The organism is Formosa sp. F44 (genome assembly GCF_056238645.1).
On sequence record NZ_JBWDLJ010000003.1, the window covers coordinates 484,907 to 504,892 of the forward strand.

Genomic DNA, 19,986 nt, shown 5'->3' on the forward strand with positions numbered 1-19,986 from the left:
TTAATCATTTGATATAATCCAATATGTGAAATTTTTACCAAAATACTATACTATTATACGATTGCACATTACGATTTTAGTGTTTAAATTCTAAAATTTTGTATTTTTCTGTTAGAATTAGAGCACGATTTTATTAGAAAAAGAGCTTAGTAGCTCATTCTAAGTAAGAAATAATAATTTAATTTTTATGACCAGATTAAGCTGAGTATCCTAATAAGAATTAAATATATTTGCATCATAATTTTCATCATTTAAAACCCTATTTCATTGATTTCAAAATCTTCCATAGACACCGTATTTGAAGTTTCCCGATTAGAAGAAGTTATTGGCGATTTTGTGCAGCTAAAAAAAGCAGGTAGTAATTATAAAGGTTTGAGTCCGTTTAGTGACGAGCGTTCTCCAAGTTTTGTGGTCTCTCCAGTAAAGCAAATTTGGAAAGATTTTTCTAGTGGCAAAGGAGGGAACGTTGTGGCCTTCTTAATGGAACACGAGCATTTTACCTATCCTGAAGCTATTAAATATTTAGCCAAAAAATACGGGATAGAAATTGAAGAAACCGAGCAAACTAACGAAGAAAAAGAAAAACAAGATACACGCGAAAGTTTGTATTTGGTTAGTGAGTTTGCCAATACCCATTTTCAGAAAGTTATGCATAAAACCGATGCTGGTCAGGCTATTGGTTTAAGTTATTTTAAAGAACGTGGGTTTACGCCAGAAACGATTAAGGCATTTGGTTTAGGGTATTCGTTAGACGAGTGGCAGGGATTTTCGGACGAGGCTTTAAAAAAAGGTTATAAGTTAGAATTTTTAGAAAAAACAGGACTAACTATCGTAAAAGGGGAGAAATACTTCGACCGCTTTAAAGGTCGTGTTATGTTCCCTATTCAGAGTATGAGCGGGCGCGTTTTAGGATTTGGTGGACGTATTTTAACCAATGATAAGAAGGCTGCTAAGTACATGAACTCACCAGAAAGTGAGATTTATTATAAAAGTAAAGTGCTTTACGGAATTTATCACGCCAAGCAAAGTATTGCCAAAGAGGATAATTGTTTTTTAGTCGAAGGATATACCGATGTAATTCAGTTTCATCAAACGGGGATTACTAACGTAGTGTCTTCTTCTGGAACGGCTTTAACGCCAGAACAGATTCGATTAATAAATAGATTAACAAAAAATATTACGGTGTTGTTCGATGGCGATGCTGCAGGAATGCGTGCTTCCATTCGTGGGATAGATTTAATTCTAGAACAAGGGATGAATGTACGTGTGTGTACCTTCCCGCAGGGGGAAGATCCTGACAGTTTTGCAAGACAGAATACCGAAGAAGAACTGCGCGCTTACCTAGAAGAAAATGCTAAAGATTTTATTCAGTTTAAAGCAGGCTTATTGGTTCAGGAAGCAAATAACGATCCGATAAAAAAGGCAGAAACCATTCGAGATATTATACAGAGTATTTCTAAAATTCCAGACCGCATAAAGCAGGAAGTGTATCTGCAAGAATGTGCTAGAATTATGGATATTAGCGAATCTGTGTTGTTTAGTTCTTTAGCCCAAATGGGAAGTAAAGATTCTAAAAAATCATCTGGTGGAAGCAGTAACAGTAGCAACGGTGGTAGTTATGGAGGCGGTGGCTATGGTAGTAGCCAAGAGCCACCTCCAGATTTTTTTGAAGTGATAAGAAATGAAGATCAACCTAATAATAAGGTTGATGTACAATATATCTTAGAACGAAAAATTATTGAAATTCTATTGCTTTATGGAAATAGAGAAGAGGATTTTGAAGATTTAATTTTAAAAGAAAATGAAAAAGGCGATTTAGAATTAGAGCCCGTAGTGCAACAAGCTAAAGTATTCGAGAAAATTTTCTTGGATCTTCAAGAAGATGAAATGCAGTTTGGGAACGAGACGTTTAAAACGCTTTATTATGCTATTATTGAAAAATTAAATCTGAATCCGGATTTTGTCTTAGAGCAATTTGTGAATACGGTAGACCAGCATTTGTCTCAAGAAATCACTAGTATACTAATGGAAGATGAAAGACATACATTACACGATTGGGAGCGTAATAATATCTTTCCTAAATCGAAAACAGAAAGTGTCGCGCAATTAGTAAGTGAGACTATTTTAAGTTTACGTTGTTTTTTAATTGATCAGAAAGTACTAGAATTTCAACAATCAACTTTAGAAAACAAGCATGATACTAATCGAAATATTCTTGAGGAAGTTAAAGATTATTACGGACTTAAAATGTTGTTATCTAGAAAGCTAACCCGTGTGTTATGATTCTAATAACTTTGCTTGGTTAAGTAAATCGACTAAGTTAGAGGCATTCAGTTTTTTCATTAAACGCGCTTTATAGGTGCTTACTGTTTTTTCGTTAATGTCTAATTCTTTTGCAATTTCTTTATTTTTCTTTCCTGTAGAGAGTAGTTTTAAAACTTCAACCTCGCGGGTAGATAATTTTTTATAGAAAGATCCTGTTCTGTTTACACGTTCTCCAAATGCCAAGCGGTGAGTGAGGTCGTTACTTAAATAAATACCACCTTGATTAATTTTAAGGATGGCTTCGCGAAGTGTTAAGATGTTGGCTGTTTTAGAAATATATCCAGAAGCACCAGCTTTAATAGCGCTCATGGCGTAAACGTCTTCTGGATGTGTGCTAAAAATTAAGACTTTTACATTAGGATATTCCTTTTTTAAACGTCTTAAAGCAGTAATTCCATTTAGTTTAGGCAAGTCAATTTCAGAGACTAAAATGTCTATGCTGTTGTTTTTTAGGAAACTAAAAATGGATTCTCCATCGTCTACACCGCCTTCAACTTGGATTACAGGCGATGTTAAAAATAATAATTCTAACCCTTTTCTAATAATAGGGTGATGATCGGCTACCAGCAGTTTAATCATAATTTAGATGTTTTAAATATAAATAAGACTGTTGGGGCAACAGATTCGATTTTGAACCCAGTCACTGTAAATATAAAAAAAGTATTTGTTTAAAGCGGTATTTTATCTCAAATTATTTGGTATTGAGCATATTGGAATTGGATCCATTTTGTGTTTGTTGCTGGTATTATATCGTTTATATATGGTGAAAACTTCTTTTTCTCGTCCCGAAAAATCGTTGGCTGTTTTCCCTTTGTCTGCCATATCCATAGCCCATTCTAATTCTGGATAAGATGCTCCAATTTGATCTTCGTCACTTCTTGCATCTCCAAATAAACCATCGCTTGGCGCGGCTTCAATTATAGAATTTGGTACATTTAAAACTTTTGCAAGGGCGTAAACTTCAGATTTCATTAAATCGGCTATCGGACTTAAATCTACACCACCATCTCCGTACTTTGTGTAAAAACCTACCCCAAAATCTTCTACTTTATTTCCTGTCCCAGCAACTAATAAGCCTTGTAATCCAGCGTAGTAGTATAAGGTCGACATGCGTAAACGGGCTCTTGTATTTGCTAGTGCCATAGCTACTGTGGCTTCTTTTCCTTCTAAAGAGACTTCGGTTTTAAAACTTTCAAAAACAGGAGTTAAATCTACTCGTGTATCTCTAACATTGTCAAATCTATCGCTAAGTTGTTTTATGTGTTCTACGGCTCTAGACACATGGCTGGGTGCTTGGTGAATAGGCATTTCTATACATAAAACATCTAAACCTGTAAGGGCACATAATGTAGAGGCTACGGCAGAATCAATCCCGCCGGAAATTCCGATTACAAAACCATTTACTTTGGCATTTACGGCATATTCTTTTAACCAATTAACGATGTGATCTACAATTTTTTCTGTTTGCATTTTTCGAGGATTTAATACAAAGAATCTTACCTTTGCCTAACAAAAATAAACGAAACGTTTAAGTTATAAAAATTAACGGCATCTAGTTTTATATGAAATATCTAAGTTTTTTCCTTTTAGTAATAATCACTGTAGTTTCTTGTAAAAATGATAGTAAAGTAACCGATGAAATTTCAAATATTGAAATGCCGGTAACTATCGAGCGTTTCGACATCAAGTTTTCTCAAGCAACTCCCGACGATTTAGAAGGTTTAAAGACGAATTATCCTTTTATGTTTTCAAAATCGTATCCTGACGCCTTTTGGATGGATAAAATTCAGGATACGTTGCAGCAAGAATTATCTCAAGCCGTAATTAAAACCTACCCATCTTTAGAAGATGTAGAAGCAGAAATTTCTTCATTATTTCAGCATTTAAAATTTTACTACCCAACGTTTAAAGCACCACGTGTTATTAGCACCACCTCGTATGTAGATTATCGCAATAAAGTCATCGTTACAGATTCTATAGATTTAATTGCTTTAGATACCTATTTAGGACCAGAACATGAGTTTTATCTAGGCGTGCAAGAATATATTAGAGCAGGATTTCGCAAAGAGCAGATTGTAGTAGATTTAGCCGATGCGTATGCAAATCGGTATCTATTACCCGTTAAAAATAAGACGCTTTTAGATGAAATGATTGCGGGAGGAAAACGTCTATATTTTAAAGATCTTATGATTCCGTTTAAAACCGATGCAGAAAAAATAGAATATACACCAGAGGAATTAAAATGGGCCGAAACTAACGAGTCCTATATTTGGCAGTACTTTGTAGAGCGAGAATTATTGTTTAGTACAGATTCAAAATTACCAGGACGTTTTATCAATCCAGCACCATTCTCTAAGTTTTATTTGGCCGAAATCGATAACGAATCGCCACCTAAAATAGGCGTGTATTTGGGCTGGCAAATTGTAAAAGCGTATATGAATAACAATAGCGAAGTATCTTTTAAGGACATGCTAAATATGAGTTCTGAAGATATTTTTAATCATTCAAAATTTAAACCTAGAAAATAATGGCAGTTAATAAATCAACGATAGAATTAACAGTAGAATTAGACGACAACCGTGTTCCAGAAAAATTAAATTGGACAGCAGAAGATGGTGGTATTAAAAATGAAGAGGCTAAGGCGATGATGCTTTCGGTTTGGGATAGTAAAGCTCAAGAGTCGTTGCGTATCGATTTATGGACTAAAGATATGCCTGTAGACGAAATGAAAGTGTTTTTTCATCAAACTTTAGTGGCTATGAGCGATACCTTTAAACGTGCAACTCAAGATGAAAAAATGACGGCAACAATGAAAGATTTTTGCGATTATTTTGCCGAAAAATTGGAAATAAACAAGAAATAATCCTGTACTTACGACATATAAAAAAGCGAAGATATAAATTTATCTTCGCTTTTTTAGTTTCTAAAATCCATAAAGAATCCGTTTGCTCCTCTTATGATAAAATGCGTAAACAGTTCTATACGACTTTTACCTAAAGCTATATTTTTAATTTTATATTGCTTAGTTTTCTCTTCAAGAAGTAAACACTAAATTTACATTACAAATCCTAATTTTAAACTCCTTACTATGTTTAAATATATTATTTCTCTTTTCTTTTTTATAACCTGCGATCATTCTAAATCTCAACCAGAAATCTTTACAAAATACCGTTTAAATAAGCCATCGAATGTTTGGGAGATGCCTAAGAAATTGGTTGAGATTTCTGGGATTTCAATTTTAGATTTTCCTGAGATATTAAGTATAAACGATGAAGAGGGTAAATTATATGCGTATAATTTAAATACAAAAGAAGTAGAAGATAGCTATAAGTTTGGAAAAGATGGGGATTATGAAGATTTAGCCATTCATGGAAACATTGTATATGTACTTAAATCTAATGGAACAATTTACCAGATTAAGGATTTTAAAAAGAAACCTAAAGTAGAAAAATATAAAACATTTTTATCTGAAAAATATGATACCGAAGGTCTCTATTTCGATGAAAAAAATAATAGGTTATTAATCGCTTGTAAAGAAGAAGTAGAAATTGATGGCGACGATAAAAATGTAATATACGAGTTTGATTTACAAACGCATACTTTAAACAAAACTCCGGTATATACCATTTCTAAGGACGATTTTAAGTTCGATAATAAGAAACACGATTTTGCTCCGAGTGGTTTAGCAATGCACCCTAAAACCAATACGTTATTTGTTATTTCGTCGGTTGGAAAACTTATGGTTGAAATGAATACCGATGGCGAAATCTTAAATAAATACACTTTAGATTATCCTCACTTTATACAGCCAGAAGGCATCTTTTTTACCGAGAATGGCGATTTGTATATTTCTAATGAAGGCAAGAAAGATCGAGGTAATATTTTAAAATTCGATTTTATAGAATAAAAAGAGTCAAGTTTAATTTTTCTTCCGACTAATCTGGAAATCGGTATTTGGGAATTGTAAGTTTTGCTAGTGAGCACAGCGTTTGTTCGATTATTAAAGTGCAATACTTAGATTTTAAATGCCTTGTTGAATTGGAGTCTATGAAGCCTTTTAAAAGTTTGCTAACCTTATCTGAAACCTTGTTGCTATGTGTAAAAATGAAAAAAGATAGCAGTGATATCGAGCATGAATTAAGTCGTATGGCTTTAACAGAATTGTATTCTCAGTTATCTACAGATCAAGAAAAGAATACGTTTTGGATAAATATTTACAATGCCTATTTTCAGATTTTAGCAGGTCGCGATCATACGCAAGGCAAGCACATCTTTAAGGTTAAAACCATTACAATTGCACGAACGCATTTTAGTTTAGACGATATTGAGCATGGTATTTTAAGAAAATACCGATGGAAAAAGAGTTTAGGATATTTGCCAAATCTATTTGTTGCGCCTTTAATTAAAAAATTAGCTGTTCGTGCTGTCGATTATCGTATTCATTTTGCATTAAATTGTGGCGCGAAAAGTTGTCCGCCTATCGCTTTCTACACCTTAGATAAACTAGATCAGCAACTTGATGATGCGATGTATGCTTTTCTATCTTCGGAAACTACTGTTAAAAGTGAAACAAAAACCATACTGACCTCAAAGCTGTTGTTCTGGTATCAAGGAGACTTTGGCGGATTAAAAGGTGTGCGACATATGTTAAAAACTGTATTGAGCATAGAAAATAATTCCTATGCTCTTAAATATAACAGTTATAGCTGGGAACCTCAGCTAGAGAATTATGTTTAGACTGGTCTAATTATTTTGTAGCACTCAAAGTCTCTAGAATTTTTTCCTCAAAGCCTAATAAAGCACGACGAGCATATTTTACTGTCCTTTTAGATTTAAAATCGTAAGACACTTCTAAGAATTTTTTAGAAGGTGTGTCTGGCTGGATTACTAAAGCATCATTCTTTTTATACGTTTCTTGTATTGGAATGTTTTCATAATATGTGAAATATTCTGGATGCGTTACTACACCCAATGTGGAGCAATCGAAAGGAATAAAACCGCGAATACCAAAAAGGTCTTCATTTACTTCCATCCAAGGTTGTACGATATCAAATAACCATTTATCGGCTTCGTTTGTTAAGTCTAAACTCGCTAAATCTACATTACCAATAAAGGTATAAGAACTTGGCTCGTATCCTGCAAATTCTAAAGGAATATCGGTGTTTAGGAGCGTGGTCATAGATGCGGTGTCAAACTCATAATTATAATCGAAAAGATTAAGTTTTCCGTGTCCTGGATTAAATGGTAAATCTGGAGTTCGTGCGGCACAAATAACAACACGCTCTATTTGCGGAATAATATCCGGATGATTTTTTACTAAAGTCGCAATATTAGTCATTGGCCCGAGCGCTAATATGGTCAGTTTTTCCTTTTTTAAAGCTTGGTATAGCGCTCTGGTGGCATCGTTTTCGGTTCCTAAATCGTTAGCCAAATTAGAACCCTTATATACTGGGATGTCTTCGCCTTTATTATGCCAATTTAAAATTTTGTTTAATACATCATAACCATAGTCTACATAGGTAATATTACTTATTCCTACAATCTCGATTTGTGGTTGTTTTAGGGCCATAATTAATGTAATCCCATCGTCTACTTCACGAGGGCGTTTGTCTGGCATGCCTATCATAATATCTGTGTCGAACCAAACCTTAGTCTGCGCCGTGATACTGCTACTGATTAGTATAAAAAATATAATTGCGTAAAATTTCATCTCTAGTTTGTTATTAATTGATAAGCGAATGCTAATAGTTTTTGTTTGTCTTTTAAATCAGATTGCAATGGTAATTGTGCCAGTCCGATAAGGCGACGCATAATTTCTACACCAATAAAACCATTTAGAATGGCCGGGTTTAGTTCATGGTAATTATTATATTCTGTCGCAATTTTATCGATTATGCTTGGATTCTGATTTGATAAATGTAAATGTGCGATAAACACCCCTAAATCGAATTCTCTTAAACCGTAGTAACAAAATTCTGGATCGATAATTTTAATGCCATCTGCTGTTTGTAGCCAGCTTCCTGGATAATAATCGCCATGCAGGAGGTAGTGCCCGTTTGCCATATAATGTGTTCCGAGCCATTCTACTTTTTCCTTAAGTATAGCATCGTTTTTATAAGGTGTAGCTAACGCTTGTAGACCTTCCTGGATGGTATCTAAATCGAATCCGTTGTCTTTTAAAAACGGATAGTGAAAAATATGTTCGTAATTTAATTTTCGCATTTCTAAATTCGCCAATTCATCATTAGCTTCTAATTTAGAAAACTGTTGGTGTAATTCATTTAAATAATGCACTAGAACAGTGATGTCGTCATTAGATATACTTTGGTCTAATTTGTAAATGAGATTAAAATCATTAGCATGTCCTAAATCTTCTAAAAGCATAATATTATTTGTAGGGTCTAAACCTAATATCTTTGGCATCCGATCTCCAAGGTTTGGAGCAGTACTTATTTTTGTGTAAAATTCTGCCTCGGTAAGCACACGATTTTCTGGAGCTTTTATTTCAGGATATTTTTCGACATACCCACGAGACTGTTTTATAATAAACGAGTCCGTATTTGTGGTTACTCGCAACACGCAATTCATATTTCCTTCGCCAGCTTTGGTCAAAGATAATAAGGTCGCATCCTTAGAGATCCAATCATTCTTTTTTAAGTAATGTGCCAAATTATCCGGCTCACTAGCATGTAATATAAACATAGTTAACGGTTATTATTTAAAATTCAATTCCTAACAGAAGCGGAATTTTAGCTCAGGAATTTATTATCTACAAGATAGACGTAACATTTATTTGTTCCTAACATTATAAAAATCTTGAGTGTCTTTTATCTATTTTCATAATTTGATGCATCTTTTAATGTGGATATGCTTTAGGATTACTATTTTAGTCATATAAAACTCATAATTGTTAGTAAAGGTTATGTTTTTCGTCTTTTTAATAAAGCACTTTCATGAAACACTTCTTTATATTTTTACTTTTTATACCTGTAATTGGCTTCTCTAGAAACAACGAGATAAATGTAGGTTGCAATGCTTTTACAAGCTGTGTAGATAATGATTATAAAGCTGTAATAGCGGTAGATCATGCGCAGTGGACAGCGTTACTTTCTAAATATGTTACCAAAGAAGGTAAGGTTGATTATAAAGGGTTTAAAACCGATGAGAAAGCACTGCACGATTATCTTAATATTTTAAAATCTAATGCACCTTCAGAATTTTGGTCTGAAAAAGAAACGTTAGCCTATTGGATTAACGCGTATAATGCGTTTACTGTTCAGCTAATTTTAGATAATCCTGGCGTTAAAAGTATAACAGATATTCAAGATCCTTGGGATAAAACATTTATAATTATTGACAATAAAACGTATAGTTTAGGCTATATAGAACATAATATACTTCGTAAGGTAGACGAACCTCGCATTCATTTTGCTATAAACTGTGCGTCTTATTCTTGCCCAATTTTATTAAATGAAGCCTATACTGCAGATCGTTTAGATGCCCAATTAGAAGTAGCGTCCTATCGTTTTGTTAATGATACTACGAAAAATACAATAACGAAGGAAGCTATCGAAATTTCTAAGATTTTTGAATGGTTTGCAGAAGATTTTGAAGCGGAAGGCATCATCGATTTTTTTAATACTTACAGTACGGTTAAAATTAATGACAATGCCCAAGTGACTTATAAAGATTATAACTGGAGTTTAAATAACTAATTAGGCTTAGATACAGTTCGAGCATTTTTATACTGCAATTTAAGGAGTTATCTTGCTTTTAATTCCATTTGCTACATGACTCCCACTATAAACCACATACAAAAATCACTATATGTTCCTGCAGATTTAGAGCTGTCTCATTTTGAAACAGAAAAAGAAGGCATGCAATACGAGGCGTGTCGGTTTAATTTAAATGGAGCCCGTGTTTTATGCAGAACGGCAAAAATTACACCTAAAAAAGTAGGGCAATTTGTAACGTTTTGGAATAGAAATTCGGAAGGTATTACACAACCCTTTTCTGAAAATGATGCTTTCGATTTTTATGTAATTAACGTGTCTAAAGGTGAGCAATCGGGACAGTTCGTTATTCCTAAAACTGTTGGAATTGCTAAGGGTTTGGTGTCGTCTAAAGCCAAGGAAGGTAAACGGGGGTTTCGAGTGTATCCGCCTTGGGATACCGCAACAAATGCTCAAGCCAAACGGACTCAAGCTTGGCAATTGGATTATTTTATACCCTTAGAATGTTCTACTGATTTTAAATTAGCGAAAAGCATGTATGCTTTTGATAGATAGAACGCTGAAGATTATATTCTTTTTGAAGTAAGACTTATGTCATATTTTACGTTATAGAATCTTGCTAGTTTTGCCTTTATTTTAATTTTTATGCAAATTACAGGCAAACGGTATTTAGATTATTCCTCGTTTATAAAATTAACTTTTGGCGAACGCGTTCAAAAAATATCATTAGATATTGGTTTTTCTTGTCCAAATAGAGACGGATCTAAAGGCTATGGTGGTTGTACTTATTGTAACAACAACACATTTAATCCAGACTATTGCGAACCCGATCGCAGTATTACTTCGCAGTTAGAAGAAGGCATTTCTAGATTTTCTAAACGGAATAAAACGCAAAAATATTTAGCCTATTTTCAAGCTTACACCAATACGTATTCCGATTTTAATTCTTTAAAGGCCATGTACGATGAAGCGCTTCGTGTACCTGGAGTGATTGGTTTAGTAATAGGCACACGCCCAGATTGCATTTCTGATGTGATAATAAATTACTTGTCTCAATTGGCTAAAACACATTATATTGCTTTAGAATTCGGAATTGAAAGCACCTTAAACAGAACACTTAAACGCGTGAATCGTTGCCACACTTTCGAAGACACTATTGCTGTTTACGAGAGATGTAAAAACAAGGGGTTGCATTTAGGTGCTCATCTTATTATGGGATTGCCAGGAGAGTCTAGAGTAGATTTATTACAACATGCCAAAATAATTTCAGAATTGCCTATTGATACTTTAAAACTACATCATTTACAAATAGTAAAGGGTACAGTTATGGCTCACCAAAACAAGCACAATCCTGAACGATTTGATTTGTTCACTCAAGATGGATATATTGAGTTTATCGCCGAGTTTATTAGTGTGCTTAGGCCGGATATAATTATAGAACGCTTTATTAGTCAGTCGCCTCAGGAATTACTTATAGCTCCTAAATGGGACGGCCTCAAGAACTTTGAAATTGTGAATACAATAGATCGTAAACTGGCAGAACGCAATACTTGGCAAGGCCAGTTTTATAAAAAAGAATCTTTGGTAGTCTGCTAATTCGTGGATTAGCACTTAGAAAAGTAAATAAAAAAAAGGCGCTTAAAACTAAATTTAAGCGCCTTTGGTATTTTAATAGGTAACGAATTATTCTTCGTCTTTAACTTCTACAATTTCGTACATGTCTTTACCATCTACTTGTACGGGTTGGTAGTACGTGTCTCCAAATTGAACATATGTTTGATCTCCAATTTTAGTTTCTTCACCACCTTCTGGTAAGCTTGGTACAATAGTTCCAGCAGTTGCAGGTACTACAGTGTAACCTTCATCGCTTTTTTCGTAGTATGCACCACCATAGTAATAGTTATTTGTGGTCTCATTTACTTCTACGGTTTCTGCTTCTTTAGGTAATGTTTGTACCGTTGCACCAACAGGAGCTTGTACAACTGTATAACCATCATTTTCGGCTACATAATACACTCCATTGTCATAGTGGTATTTTTGATTCTCTACACTAACAATAATAGCTGTAGTCGCTAAAGTAGTAATAAAGTAACCCCATGGGTGCCACATTGGTCCCCAGTAAAACGGACGGTATGGGTGGTAGTAGTATGGTCTGTGACAGTAATATCCGCGACCTCCGTAACGGTAAGGCGGACGGTTGTAACGTACAGGGCTATGTCTAACAGCTGTATTTCTTCTGTTAACGGTATTGTGTCTGCTGTTATTTACATTAATATTTACGTTATTGTTTTTAACATTAACCTTGTTTCCAGATTTGTTTTTAATATTAGATGTTTTTTTGTTTCCAATATTAGATGTTTTCTTATTCCCTATATTAGTATTCTTAGACTTAATCCCTGAATTTGTCGTTTTCGAAGGTAATTTCGATTTCGTAGCAGTTGATTTTTTAGGAAGATTACGTGAAGACGATTTATTAAATCCGCCATTAATACTAGAGTTAGAACGAGAACGTGAAGCAGACGTACTAGGTTTGCTTATTGATCTTGAAGGCGTAGAACGATGAGCTGTTGCTCCACCTCTAGAAGCGCCACCGCCACCACGGTTAAAACGTTGTGCTTGTAAATCTATAGGATTTAAGAATGCCAATAAAAGCACCACTAAACCTATTTTTATGTGAGTATGTATATTTTGAATTTTCATGAGATATGTTTTTAATTTTTTAGTTGGTTTTAAGATTGAGCAATTAAAACGCTAATTAATCGTGCACTTGCTGGAGGCGTAAATTGGAAAATATCTGAATGTAATTCAGGGTTAAGTTGCCAATCGCTAAAAGTGCCTTTAAACTTTAAATTGTCCTTCTTTTTGTAAGTAATTTCAAATTGCTTTGGAAGGGTGTGTGCTTCTGCAGAAATCCAGATTTGTACACTTACATTTTCATTTTCAATTTTTACTAAGTTACATTCTTCGCCACCTAATAAATCTAAACCTACATAGGTAATAGAATTAAAGTTTTCTATGATATCGTCTGTAAAAGTTGGATAGAAAAAATCAGCTGCAGGGAAATCCATAGAGAAATTATCATGCATGAAATCAATCATGTCGATAATGTTATTCGGAGCATCAACAGTAATGTAGTTGTTTTCTTTAAAAGAATAATAGGTAATCACTTCACCATTATAGTAGTAAGCACTGTGCTTATCTTTACTATGTTGTTTTACTACCATTTTATCTGGACCTACCATTTTAACATCACACTCGTTGTATGCTGTTTCCACTTTTTTGTCTGCATTTAAAACTTCGTTTGTCGTACTTAAGTGAAAGGATACTGAACTTAATTCTCCAATGGCCTCTCCCATTTGATCAAAAAGCAATATAGCATCAAGATCAATTTGCTTTTCTTCATTTTGCGCCATCATGGCATAAGGCAAAATACTAAGAACAAATAATGTTAGGTATTTTTTCATTGTTTTCATGTTTATTAATTATAGTGTTTGGTTCTAATATTATCGTCTAAAGCCACTAAATCTACCTGCAGGTCTAGTCATTGGTCTAGAGTATGTTGGTCGGCTAATAGGGCGTGTAGATCTAGATCGGTCTATTTTGTTAAAATTAGATTGGTTGTAGCGTGCTTTAGTACTAGAGTTAAAATCACGTTTGTTAGTCATTCCAGAGTTACGATCCTTAAAAGATTTGTTAGGAAATTTCTTCTGAAGATCTTTATGGCTCACCGATTTCTGTAAGTGTTTTGCTCTATGGTTACGTTTTAAATGATCGCGATGGTAGCGGTTATGGTTATTAATATGCACATGCACATTGTTGTGATATATATGAGGTGGGAAGGGTCTCCATGGTCTAAAGTATGGCGGATAAAATCCCCAATACCAAGGCGACATCCATGGATTATAATATGGGCCCCAAAACCATCCATAAATAGGAGGGACTACATTATAAAAAGGAGCAATGTAGTAATTAGCACCATAAATATATTCGTCTCCAGTAACTAATACTGTAGTGTCTTCTCCCGATTTTTCTACATCTATAGTTGCTACATCTTGGAATTGATCTTTCGCTATTACCGCTTGAATTGTTATAACGTGGGTTTGTTTTTCTGAAACTTCGACTACACGTAAATAATCGACGTCTCCATCTTCATTTAAATCTAAATTTGAAATTTTAGCTTCGGGATCGTTTAATTTTTTTTCGAAATCTTCTAAATCCTTAGATTCGCCAAAAGCAGAAGATACAGCCTCTAAATCTAAGTTCAGACTAATGTCCGTACTGTTTGCCGAAACAGTGGTTGTGGTCGTTACTTGAGCAGAAAGCTGAGACACAAAAATGAAACATATAAAGCTAAAAAAGGCGCTTTTTAAATTCATAAGTTTTATGGTTAAGAGTTTAAATCGGGATAAATATAATTTAAATATTTAGTTTTTTAAGGAATTCTTAACGTTTTGGACGAATTAACGCAAACTGAATGTTAAAGGCCAAATGATTTTATTGTTTTAAAATTAATGAAATCTTAAGTAGTTTTGCGACTTGTTTTTATATTTTTAAATATTCTAAAAATATATTGTTTTTTAATGCTCTGGCAAATGAAATGTAATGCTTAATAGATTAGCAGATATAGTGAGATCCTTTAAATGGGTATGTAGCCCTTTGGTTTTAAGGAGCGTTTTAAGTGTTGTTTTTGTACTTTCTATGCAACAGCTAAAGGCACAAGAACAAGAGAATACTGTTACAGACGATAGCGAGTTTACGCAACAAGTCTGGTTTGATTTTGACCCTTCTTGGAATATGGGGGATGGTCAGAAATTTATAGGAAATATTGGTTATAGAACCATTATGCCAAAAAGTTGGCACCGTATAATTTTAAAAGGGTCGTTCGAGAAAAATTTCGACAAACTCATCTTTAAAAAGTTTAAGCATAACGAAAAGTTACTTTTTGGAACCGCCTTGTTTTTTTTAACTACAAATGATAGTGAAGATTATGGCTCTTTCGAGGTTAGACCTTTTCAGGGTTACCAACTGGCAGTAAATGTAAGTCCTAGAGTTGTTTTTAAACAGTTATTTAGGTTTGAAGAGCGCTTAGTGTTTTCTAACGATCCTAACAACCAGTTTTTTGGTTTGCGTTTTAGATATCAAGTTCAGGCAGTCTTTAATTTAGAAGGTATTCTGTTTGGAGAAGGAGAAGGTTTTTACATACCTGTGGCTTTAGAAGGGTTCTTTAATATGGTTAGTACCTCTCAATTTAATGATGTAATTCGTGTAACTCCAGGTTTGGGATATCAATTTAATCCCGATTTTAAAATAGAAAGTAGCTTAGCTTATCACTATACGAATGAGGACAATGTAGTTAATGGAGGCGATAAACTAACGCGAACTAACGATATTGTTTTTCGCTTCAGAATTATTAAAACATTCAAATAATAAAGTCTAATTTAAAGCATTATCTACTAAATGCTTAGCTTCAATGTCTTTTAAAAGCGGAATAAATTCATCTGGTTTAAATAAATAATGAATGTTTTCTGATATTAATTTTAAATCTTCAGGGTTTTCAATATACCCAGAAACAATTATAGGAATGTCTAATTCGTCCGTTAATCCTTTAAGTCTAGATTCTACAGATTTCTTAGTATGTGTGGTAAACATGGTTACCATGACGTTTGGATGTGTAATATCTACAACCATTTTAATATTTTCATTCGGTACATTTTGTCCTAAATAGTAGGCGCGCCAGCCTATGTTTTGCGCAATATAAGAGGCCAGTAACAATCCCAATTCATGATTTTCGTTTTCTGGTAAAAAGAGTAAAACTTTTGGAGCGTTAGGTAATGGTTTGGGTAATAATTCTATAGCCGAAAATATTTTTTGTCTAATTAAGTTCGAAATAAAATGTTCTTGTGCGGGCATCACTTTATTAGCGCCCCAAAGCACGCCCACCTGAGCTAAAAATGGGTAAATAAGTCCAGTAATTGTACTAATTAAGCCCGTTCTAAGGATTTCGGCATTTATAGTGGCGTCAAACTCGTCTTCATTTAAAGTAATCATACTAAGTATTAAAGCGCTAACCTCATCTTCAGACGAGCCAATCAATACAATTTTAGAAACCTCCTCATTAATTTCAGTTTCAGACATCTTATCAATCTTAGATATTCTGAATCCATTACGAGTTAAAATGCTAATATTCAGTAGTTTTTTTAATTGCTCATCACTATAGTATCTAATATTAGTATCTGTTCGTTGTGGTTCTAGAAAGTTGTAACGACTTTCCCATTTTCTTAATGTGTGCGATTTAATGCCTGTTAAAGACACTATTTGCGCCATAGTATAATTACTCATGTTTAAGTATTTGTTGGGCAAAGTTAAACAAAAATAACGCGTAACAGAAATTATGTTAAAATTCATTTGTCTAATTTATTTTAAATTAAGTTGGACAAATAAAATATAATATATAGATTTGTATAACTTTAACAATAAAAAAGATAGACATGAAAACAAATTTTAAATACCTAGTAGCTTTTTTTAGCTTATTTATTATTGTGGCTTGTGATAACGACGACGATAATAATGATGTAATGATGGAAGACCGTAATATTGTAGAAATGGCTCAAGACACTCCAGAGCTTAGTAATTTAGTTTCTGCATTAATTTTAGCCGATACGGGAACAGACAGTAATTTAGTATCTACTTTAAGTGGTAACGGACCGTTTACAGTATTCGCACCAACAAATCAGGCTTTCGTAGACTTATTAACTCAATTAGATGGTTTTAATAGTTTATCTGATTTTGATACAGAGGAAGGTAAAGCGATGTTAACTACAATTTTACAATACCATGTTGTTGCTGGAGCAGCCGTAACTTCTGATCAGCTTTCAGATAATCAAGAAGTAGCCACTGTACAAGGAGAAACAGTAATGGTAGACTTGTCTAATGGTGTACATTTAGAAGATGCTACAGAAAATGCCGCGATGGTAACGACTGCAGATATTGAAGCTTCAAATGGAGTGATTCATATTATAGACAAAATTTTGCTACCTCAAGCCATTATTGATATGCTTAACGCTCAAACTTTAGTAGAAGTTGTAGTTGGAAATGATAACTTATCTATTTTACAAGCAGCCGTAATTAAGGCCGATTTAGTAGACACTTTAAATAGTGAAGGTCCATTTACTGTATTTGCACCAACTAACGATGCTTTTGTGGCTTTACTAGACGCCTTAGGAGAAGATTTTAATAGTTTAGACGATTTTGATACTGCAGAAGAAATGGAATTATTAAAAAACATTTTACTGTATCACGTAGTGCCTACAGAAATTTATGCAGCTGATTTATCTGAAACCTCTGTAGAAACTGCTTTCTCAGGAAATAATTTAAATTTAGTGGCCTCGGGATCTACTTATGTTATTCAGGATGCGACTGGAGGACAATCTAATATTGTTGCGGCAGATGTTGTAGCCTCTAATGGTGTAGCTCATATTATAGATCGTGTGCTTTTACCTAACTAATTAGAAATTAATTTATTAAATTACATTAAAAATACATAGGTTGGTTAGTAGTTAATCTGGCAACGGCAATTTTTTTCCGTTGTCAGATTATTTTAAGTCTAAGTTTTAAATTCAAATGAAGAAGAAAAAAGTAATAATAATGGGTTCTGGATTTTCATCCTTATCAGCAAGCTGTTATTTAGCACAAGCTGGTTTCGATGTTACCATACTCGAAAAAAACGATACCATAGGTGGTCGTGCAAGACAGTTTAAAAAGGATGGTTTTGTATTCGATATTGGTCCTACGTTTTACTGGATGCCCGATGTTTTTGAATCTTTTTTCAACGATTTTAAAACCTCTACAACCAATTTTTATGCATTAAAGAAATTAAATCCAGCATACAAAGTCTATTTTAATAAAGACGAATCTATCACCATAGAAGATGATTTAGAAAAAATTAAATCTACGTTCGAAACTATAGAACCCAATAGCGGTAAAGCGCTTCAGAAATTCATGAAAAAGTCTGAAGACAACTATAATATTGCAATTAAAGACCTAGTTTATAATCCAGGCGAAAGTGTTTTCGAGATTGTTAATTGGGAAACCATTACCAAATCGGGAGCATTTATAAAAACAATAAAAAATCAGGTGGCTGGTTATGTAAAGAACAAGTCACTTCAAAAAATATTAGAATTTCCAGTGTTGTTTCTAGGCGCAAAACCAAGCAATACACCTTCGTTTTATAATTTTATGAACTATGCCGATTTCGAACTCGGGACTTGGCATCCTATGGGTGGTATGTACGAAGTTGTAAAAGGTATAGAAAAATTAGCATTGAGTCTAGGTGTGAAATTCGAAACTAACAGATCTGTAACAGCTATTAATTTAGATGGTAAGCAGGTTAAAAGTGTAACAACTACACAGCAAGATTATCCTTGCGATATCTTATTAAGTGGTGCCGACTATCACCATACCGAAACCTTACTTCCAGAAGCCTTTAAACAGTACTCGGAATTATACTGGGATAAGAAAACATTTGCCCCTTCTGCCTTATTGTTTTTTGTAGGCTTCGATAAGCCTATAGACCACGTTACTCATCACACTTTGTTTTTCGATACCGATTTCGAAGCACATGCCGAAACCATTTACGATACCAAAACATGGCCAGAGAAACCTTTGTTTTATGCGAGTTTTCCGAGTAAGACAGATGCAGTTGCTGCCCCAGAAGGAAAAGAAGCGGGAATATTTTTAATGCCTATTGCTCCAGATTTAGAAGATACGCCAGAGATAAGAGCAAAGTATTTCGATAAACTAATGACCCGATTAGAAGATACCATTGGTAGCGACGTTAGGTCTCATATATTATTTAAAGAATCGTACTGTGTGAACGATTTTAAAGACGATTATAATTCTTATAAAGGGAATGCATACGGATTGGCAAATACGTTATTGCAAACCCATATTTTACGTCCAAAATTAAAGAGTAAAAAAGTAGATAATTTATATTTCTGCGGACAATTAACTGTGCCAGGACCAGGCGTACCTCCATCATTAATTTCAGGGAAAATTGTAAGCGAATTAATTTCAAAATATTCTAAATCATGAAAGCACTTTTCGATACCTCTAGTTTAAAATGTAGTAAGATTGTTACTAAAGAATATAGTACTTCATTTTCTTGGGGTATTCAATTGTTTGCACCCTCAATTAGACCACATATTTATGCCATTTATGGTTTTGTGCGCTATGCAGATGAGATTGTAGATTCTTTTGAAGGCTATGAACAAGAAGAGTTGTTTTATGAATTTGTTGCCGATTATCACAAAGCTCTAGAACGTAAAATAAGTTTAAATCCCATTATAAACGCGTTTCAAGAGGTAGTTAGAAATTATAATCTGCAAACCTATGTCGATGATTTCCTGAAACGTATGGAATGCGATTTAAAGGTTACAGAATACGATACCGATGAAGCTTACAAGAATTACATTTATGGATCTGCAGATGTTGTAGGTTTAATGTGTTTGCGCGTGTTTGTAAACAATGACGAGGCCCAATTTAATGCCTTAAAAGGTGCTGCCAAATATTTAGGTTCTGCATTTCAAAAAGTAAATTTCTTAAGAGATATAAAAGACGATACTGAGATTCTTGGGCGTTCGTATTTTCCAAATGTGAATAAAAATGGACTGACTAATTTGGCTAAAGAAGATATTATAAAAGATATCGAATCGGATTTCGATGAAGCCTATAAAGGTATTGTGCAATTACCTATGGAAAGCCGGTTAGGTGTTTATTTAGCTTATAAATATTATTTAAAATTGCTTCATAAATTAAAGCGTGCAGATTCAAAAACTTTATTATATGAGCGAATTCGTATCTCAAATCCGTTAAAATTGGTTATTTTAACCAAAGCATATATAAGATATAAACTCAATGTTATTTAAAACCC

20 protein-coding genes are annotated in these 19,986 nt (G+C 33.8%); 12 read left to right on the plus strand and 8 right to left on the minus strand.

Going from position 1 to position 19,986, the window contains the following annotated elements:
- Window positions 1-267: 267 nt before the first annotated feature.
- On the plus strand, window positions 268-2,283 hold the full coding sequence (gene dnaG, locus AC0UBM_RS12075) for a DNA primase (protein WP_475688773.1): 2,016 nt from the start codon (window positions 268-270) through the stop codon (window positions 2,281-2,283).
- Here dnaG and AC0UBM_RS12080 read toward each other — a convergent pair.
- Entirely contained in the window at window positions 2,278-2,904 is a 627-nt protein-coding gene (locus tag AC0UBM_RS12080; RefSeq protein WP_414036743.1) for a response regulator, read from the minus strand. The two genes, dnaG and AC0UBM_RS12080, sit on opposite strands and share 6 nt — an antisense overlap.
- A 102-nt stretch (window positions 2,905-3,006) precedes the next feature.
- Entirely contained in the window at window positions 3,007-3,795 is a 789-nt protein-coding gene (gene nadE / locus AC0UBM_RS12085; protein ID WP_475688774.1) for an NAD(+) synthase, read from the minus strand.
- Window positions 3,796-3,887: 92 nt separating this feature from the next.
- Between nadE and gldB the strand changes: the two genes are divergently transcribed.
- The 4 genes from gldB (at window position 3,888) to AC0UBM_RS12105 (ending at window position 7,062) form a co-directional block, all read left to right on the plus strand.
- Window positions 3,888-4,853, plus strand: coding sequence for a gliding motility lipoprotein GldB (gldB, locus tag AC0UBM_RS12090; RefSeq protein WP_475688775.1), 966 nt, complete (start codon window positions 3,888-3,890; stop codon window positions 4,851-4,853).
- The gene (gene gldC, locus AC0UBM_RS12095; protein ID WP_414036746.1) at window positions 4,853-5,188 is read left to right on the plus strand and encodes a gliding motility protein GldC; all 336 of its coding nucleotides are present in this window, start codon (window positions 4,853-4,855) and stop codon (window positions 5,186-5,188) included. The genes gldB and gldC overlap by 1 nt, the downstream gene beginning before the upstream one ends.
- Window positions 5,189-5,413: 225 nt before the next feature.
- A complete protein-coding gene (locus tag AC0UBM_RS12100; RefSeq protein ID WP_475688776.1) occupies window positions 5,414-6,232 on the plus strand; it encodes an SdiA-regulated domain-containing protein in 819 nt (272 codons plus the stop codon).
- Window positions 6,233-6,372: 140 nt separating this feature from the next.
- Window positions 6,373-7,062, plus strand: a complete 690-nt coding sequence (locus AC0UBM_RS12105; RefSeq protein WP_475688777.1) for a DUF547 domain-containing protein — start codon at window positions 6,373-6,375, stop codon at window positions 7,060-7,062.
- Window positions 7,063-7,072: 10 nt separating this feature from the next.
- Here AC0UBM_RS12105 and AC0UBM_RS12110 read toward each other — a convergent pair whose 3' ends face one another.
- Both AC0UBM_RS12110 and AC0UBM_RS12115 read right to left on the minus strand, forming a co-directional pair.
- The gene (locus AC0UBM_RS12110; RefSeq protein ID WP_414036749.1) at window positions 7,073-8,035 is read right to left on the minus strand and encodes a nucleoside hydrolase; all 963 of its coding nucleotides are present in this window, start codon (window positions 8,033-8,035) and stop codon (window positions 7,073-7,075) included.
- Window positions 8,036-8,037: 2 nt separating this feature from the next.
- Window positions 8,038-9,027, minus strand: coding sequence for a phosphotransferase (locus AC0UBM_RS12115; RefSeq protein WP_475688778.1), 990 nt, complete (start codon window positions 9,025-9,027; stop codon window positions 8,038-8,040).
- Window positions 9,028-9,278: 251 nt separating this feature from the next.
- Here AC0UBM_RS12115 and AC0UBM_RS12120 point away from each other — a divergent pair, with 251 nt between their 5' ends.
- From AC0UBM_RS12120 to mnmL, 3 genes are all read left to right on the plus strand, one after another.
- Window positions 9,279-10,040 (plus strand): DUF547 domain-containing protein, encoded by a 762-nt coding sequence (locus AC0UBM_RS12120; protein WP_475688779.1) that lies wholly within the window; start codon window positions 9,279-9,281, stop codon window positions 10,038-10,040.
- 75 nt (window positions 10,041-10,115) lie between these two features.
- The gene (locus AC0UBM_RS12125) at window positions 10,116-10,613 is read left to right on the plus strand and encodes a MepB family protein (RefSeq protein ID WP_475688780.1); all 498 of its coding nucleotides are present in this window, start codon (window positions 10,116-10,118) and stop codon (window positions 10,611-10,613) included.
- A 90-nt stretch (window positions 10,614-10,703) separates the two neighbouring features.
- Window positions 10,704-11,654, plus strand: coding sequence for a tRNA modification radical SAM protein MnmL/YtqA (mnmL, locus tag AC0UBM_RS12130; protein WP_475688781.1), 951 nt, complete (start codon window positions 10,704-10,706; stop codon window positions 11,652-11,654).
- An 87-nt stretch (window positions 11,655-11,741) separates the two neighbouring features.
- Here mnmL and AC0UBM_RS12135 read toward each other — a convergent pair whose 3' ends face one another.
- From AC0UBM_RS12135 to AC0UBM_RS12145, 3 genes are read right to left on the minus strand one after another with little or no spacing between them, the layout of a single operon-like run.
- Window positions 11,742-12,758: a DUF6515 family protein gene (locus AC0UBM_RS12135; protein ID WP_414036754.1), complete on the minus strand. Its 1,017-nt coding sequence runs from the start codon at window positions 12,756-12,758 to the stop codon at window positions 11,742-11,744.
- Between the two features lie 29 nt (window positions 12,759-12,787).
- On the minus strand, window positions 12,788-13,522 hold the full coding sequence (locus AC0UBM_RS12140) for a DUF2092 domain-containing protein (protein ID WP_414036755.1): 735 nt from the start codon (window positions 13,520-13,522) through the stop codon (window positions 12,788-12,790).
- A gap of 39 nt (window positions 13,523-13,561) precedes the next feature.
- Window positions 13,562-14,434, minus strand: coding sequence for a hypothetical protein (locus AC0UBM_RS12145; protein WP_414036756.1), 873 nt, complete (start codon window positions 14,432-14,434; stop codon window positions 13,562-13,564).
- Between the two features lie 322 nt (window positions 14,435-14,756).
- On the opposite strand from AC0UBM_RS12145, the gene AC0UBM_RS12150 reads away from it, so the two are divergent.
- Window positions 14,757-15,485 (plus strand): DUF2490 domain-containing protein, encoded by a 729-nt coding sequence (locus AC0UBM_RS12150; RefSeq protein WP_475688782.1) that lies wholly within the window; start codon window positions 14,757-14,759, stop codon window positions 15,483-15,485.
- Window positions 15,486-15,491: 6 nt separating this feature from the next.
- On the opposite strand, the gene AC0UBM_RS12155 is transcribed toward AC0UBM_RS12150, so the two are convergent.
- Entirely contained in the window at window positions 15,492-16,397 is a 906-nt protein-coding gene (locus AC0UBM_RS12155; protein ID WP_414036758.1) for a MerR family transcriptional regulator, read from the minus strand.
- Between the two features lie 149 nt (window positions 16,398-16,546).
- On the opposite strand from AC0UBM_RS12155, the gene AC0UBM_RS12160 reads away from it, so the two are divergent.
- The 3 genes from AC0UBM_RS12160 to AC0UBM_RS12170 all read left to right on the plus strand — a co-directional run bounded on the left by AC0UBM_RS12160 (window position 16,547) and on the right by AC0UBM_RS12170 (window position 19,981).
- Window positions 16,547-17,563, plus strand: a complete 1,017-nt coding sequence (locus AC0UBM_RS12160) for a fasciclin domain-containing protein (protein ID WP_475688783.1) — start codon at window positions 16,547-16,549, stop codon at window positions 17,561-17,563.
- Between the two features lie 115 nt (window positions 17,564-17,678).
- The gene (locus AC0UBM_RS12165) at window positions 17,679-19,148 is read left to right on the plus strand and encodes a phytoene desaturase family protein (protein WP_475688784.1); all 1,470 of its coding nucleotides are present in this window, start codon (window positions 17,679-17,681) and stop codon (window positions 19,146-19,148) included.
- On the plus strand, window positions 19,145-19,981 hold the full coding sequence (locus tag AC0UBM_RS12170) for a phytoene/squalene synthase family protein (protein WP_475688785.1): 837 nt from the start codon (window positions 19,145-19,147) through the stop codon (window positions 19,979-19,981). The genes AC0UBM_RS12165 and AC0UBM_RS12170 overlap by 4 nt, the downstream gene beginning before the upstream one ends.
- Window positions 19,982-19,986: the final 5 nt, after the last annotated feature.